Here is a 3,462-nt window from a genome sequence, read left to right as displayed (position 1 = left end):
GTGCTGGTCCGCGAGGGCGTCGTCTCGGCGTTGCCGGGCGAGGAGCTCGACGGCCTGCCGAAGTTCGGCTGGCGGCTGGCCCGCCTGTTCACTCGCCGCCGCGCGCTGGCCTACAAGCGTGGCGACCGGCTGGCCAAGGCAGTGGTGCGGCTCGGACCCTCCTACGTCAAGCTCGGCCAGTTCCTGGCGACACGGCCCGATGTCGTCGGCAATGACATGGCGCTCGACCTCGCTTTGCTGCAGGACAAGATGCATACGTTCCCGCAGGCCGAGGCGATCGCCGCCATCGAGGCCTCGCTCGGGCGCAAGGTCGGCGATCTCTACGCCAGCTTCGACGGCGCCGTCGCGGCCGCCTCGATCGCCCAGGTGCACAGTGCCGAGACCGTGAACGATGGGGTTGCCTCCCGGGTGGCGGTGAAGGTAATCCGGCCGGGCGTGCGCCGCCGCTTCTTCCACGACCTCGAAAGCTATTTCCTGGCCGCCCGTTTGCAGGAAAAATACATCCCCTCGTCGCGCCGGTTGCGGCCGGTCCAAGTGACCGAGACGCTGGCGCAGACAACCAAGATCGAGATGGATCTGAGGCTCGAGGCAGCGGCGCTCTCCGAGCTCGGCGAGAATACCAAGGACGATCCGGGCTTCCGCGTGCCCTCGGTCGACTGGGAGCGGACGGGGCGCGACGTGCTGACCATGGAATGGGTCGACGGCGTCAAGATGAACGACATTGCCGGTCTTGTGGAGGCAGGCCACGACCTCAGGGCGATCGCCGCCAACCTCATCCAGTCGTTCCTGCGCCATACGCTGCGCGATGGCTTCTTCCATGCCGACATGCATCCGGGCAATCTGTTCGTCGAGGCCAACGGCACCATCGTCGCCGTCGATCTCGGCATTGCCGGCCGGCTCGGCAAAAAGGAGCGCCGGTTCCTGGCCGAAATCCTCTACGGCTTCATCGTGCGCGATTACCAGCGCGTCGCCGAGGTGCATTTCGAGGCCGGCTATGTGCCGCGCCAGCACAATGTCTCGGCCTTCGCGCAGGCGATCCGCGCCATCGGCGAGCCGATCCACGGCCAGCCGGCGGAAACCATCTCGATGGCCAAGCTTTTGACGCTGCTGTTCGAGGTCACCGAATTGTTCGACATGGCGACCCGTCCCGAACTGATCCTGCTGCAGAAGACCATGGTGGTGGTCGAAGGCGTTGCCCGCACGCTCGATCCGGCCTTCAACATGTGGAAGACGTCCGAGCCGGTGGTCGGCGACTGGATCGCCGGCAATCTCGGCCCACGCGGTCTTCTGGTCGATGCGCGCGACGGCACCAGGGCCTTGCTGGCGTTGGCCCGCCAGGCGCCGGACATCGCCGCCCGCACCGAGCGGCTGTCGCGCGAGATCGACCTGATGGCCGAGCACGGCCTGCGCTTCGACGAGGCGACGGCACGCGCCATCGGCAAGGCCGAGGCGCGCCATACCCGCTCCGGTCGCGTGGCACTGTGGGTGATCGCACTGACGCTGCTCTATATCGTGTGGAAAATCTTGTGATTGCCGAGTGGTCGGTCAAACAGGAACGGACTACGTTGGCGGCATGGACACTTTGCCGATCGTAGAGGTGAGGCCAAACTATGGCTATGGGTGGCTCATTGAAGGCGAGGCTCGCCGCGAGGTGCCTGCCGCTTTCAAGATGAAGCTTGAGCACTCACAGCCAAAGCTTTGGAAAGGGATCGTGATCACCGAGGGTCACGAATTTGAGGGTCGCCGCGTTACCCTAACCCAACGACATCTCGAGTGGTCAGGTTTCGTCAACATTGTAGTTGAGGCGAGTCGACCGACGAGCGGCTCTGGGCAGTTAGCAGGCCTTCCTCCGGCTCAAGAAACCTGAACCGACTCGCCATCGTTTTGCGGTCACGTTTGCTCACAATTGATTGCATTGCTATCATTGCACTCGTGACGACGTGACGAGTGCAATCACATGGCCAGCATCACCATCCGCAACCTCGACGATGATGTGAAGGACCTGCTGCGGCAGCTCGCGGCGGAGAATGGCTGCTCGATGGAAGAACAGGCGCGGCTGATGATCCGGGCGGCGGTCGAGGGTCGGGCAGGGCAGGCCGACCGCATCGAGCAGATCGAGAACACGCTGCGCACCCTGGCTGGTTCAAACCAGCAGGTGACTTCGGCTGTCGCTGTTTCCAGCAAGCCATCGCCGCGTGGCTCGTTGTCGGGCAAACGCATCCTGCTCATCATCGGCGGCGGCATCGCCGCCTACAAGGCGCTCGACCTGATCCGTCGGTTGCGCGAGCGCGGTGCGGCGGTGCGCGTAGTGATGACATCGGCCGCGCAGGAATTCGTCACCACGCTGTCGGTCGGGGCGCTTTCGGCTGACCATGTCTTTACCGAATTGTTCGACCGCAATGACGAGCACGATGTCGGCCATATCAGGCTGTCGCGCGAGGCCGACCTGCTGGTGGTGGCGCCGGCGACCGCCGATCTGATGGCGAAGCTTGCCAACGGCCATGCCAATGATCTCGCCTCGACCGTGCTTCTCGCCACCGACAAGAAGGTGCTGCTGGCGCCGGCGATGAACCCGAAAATGTGGTCGCACACTGCCACGCGCCGCAACCGGGCGACGCTCGCCAAGGACGGCATTGCCTTTGTCGGGCCGGCCAAGGGCGAGATGGCTGAAAGCAACGAGGCGGGCGAGGGCCGCATGGCCGAACCGCTGGAGATCGTGGCGGCCATCGAGGCGATGCTCGACAGCAGGCCGAAGCCGCTGGCCGGCCGCAGGATCATCGTCACGTCGGGGCCGACGCATGAGCCGATCGATCCGGTGCGCTATATCGCCAACCGCTCGTCCGGCAAGCAGGGCCATGCGATCGCGGCGGCGTTGGCGAAGCTCGGCGCCGATGTGTGGCTGGTCTCCGGTCCGGTCACCATCGCCGATCCGGCCGGCGTCATCACTACCCATGTCCAGACCGCCGCCGAGATGAAGGGCGCAGTCGAAAGCCTTTTGCCGGCGGATGCGGCGGTGTTCGTCGCCGCCGTCGCCGACTGGCGCACCGCCAATTCGGCCGGCGAGAAAATCAAGAAGGTGGCGGGCGAGGGGCCGCCGGCGCTGCAGATGGTCGAAAACCCAGACATTCTGGCCGGCGTCGGCCATCATCAGAAACGCCCCGGGCTGGTCGTCGGTTTTGCCGCCGAGACACAGGATCTGATCCGCAATGCCGAGGCCAAGCTGAAGAAGAAAGGCGCCGATTTCATCGTCGCCAACGATGTCTCGCATGAAAGCGGTGTCGGCCCCACCGGCGTCATGGGCGGCGACCGCAACAAGGTGCGCATCGTCTCCAAGACCGGCGTCGAGGAATGGCCGGAACTGAGCAAGGACGAGGTGGCGGCGCGGCTCGCCACGCTGATTGCAGAGCGCCTGAAAACCATCGTGGTCTGAGCGGCCTCCTGGCCGCCAGCCTTACTCCGCAG

The 3,462-nt window shown here is 65.0% G+C and carries 2 protein-coding genes; both read left to right on the top strand.

The annotated features are described in order from the left end of the window. A partial coding sequence (gene ubiB / locus EN742_RS28515; protein ID WP_128333544.1) for a 2-polyprenylphenol 6-hydroxylase occupies nucleotides 1–1,530 on the top strand: 1,530 nt, incomplete at its 5' end. 427 nt (nucleotides 1,531–1,957) lie between these two features. Beyond that, entirely contained in the window at nucleotides 1,958–3,430 is a 1,473-nt protein-coding gene (gene coaBC / locus EN742_RS28510) for a bifunctional phosphopantothenoylcysteine decarboxylase/phosphopantothenate--cysteine ligase CoaBC (protein ID WP_210214484.1), read from the top strand. Nucleotides 3,431–3,462: the final 32 nt, after the last annotated feature.

The sequence above is a fragment of the Mesorhizobium sp. M4A.F.Ca.ET.020.02.1.1 genome (genome assembly GCF_004022645.1).
Classification (GTDB): domain Bacteria; phylum Pseudomonadota; class Alphaproteobacteria; order Rhizobiales; family Rhizobiaceae; genus Mesorhizobium.
Note: the sequence above shows the minus strand (reverse complement) of the source record. Positions and strands in the feature narration are given on the sequence as shown.

Bases quoted from the DNA above. Each gene is read 5' to 3' on its own strand.
- coaBC (WP_210214484.1), top strand. From the start codon at position 1,958: ATGGCCAGCATCACCATCCGCAACCTCGACGATGATGTGAAGGACCTG.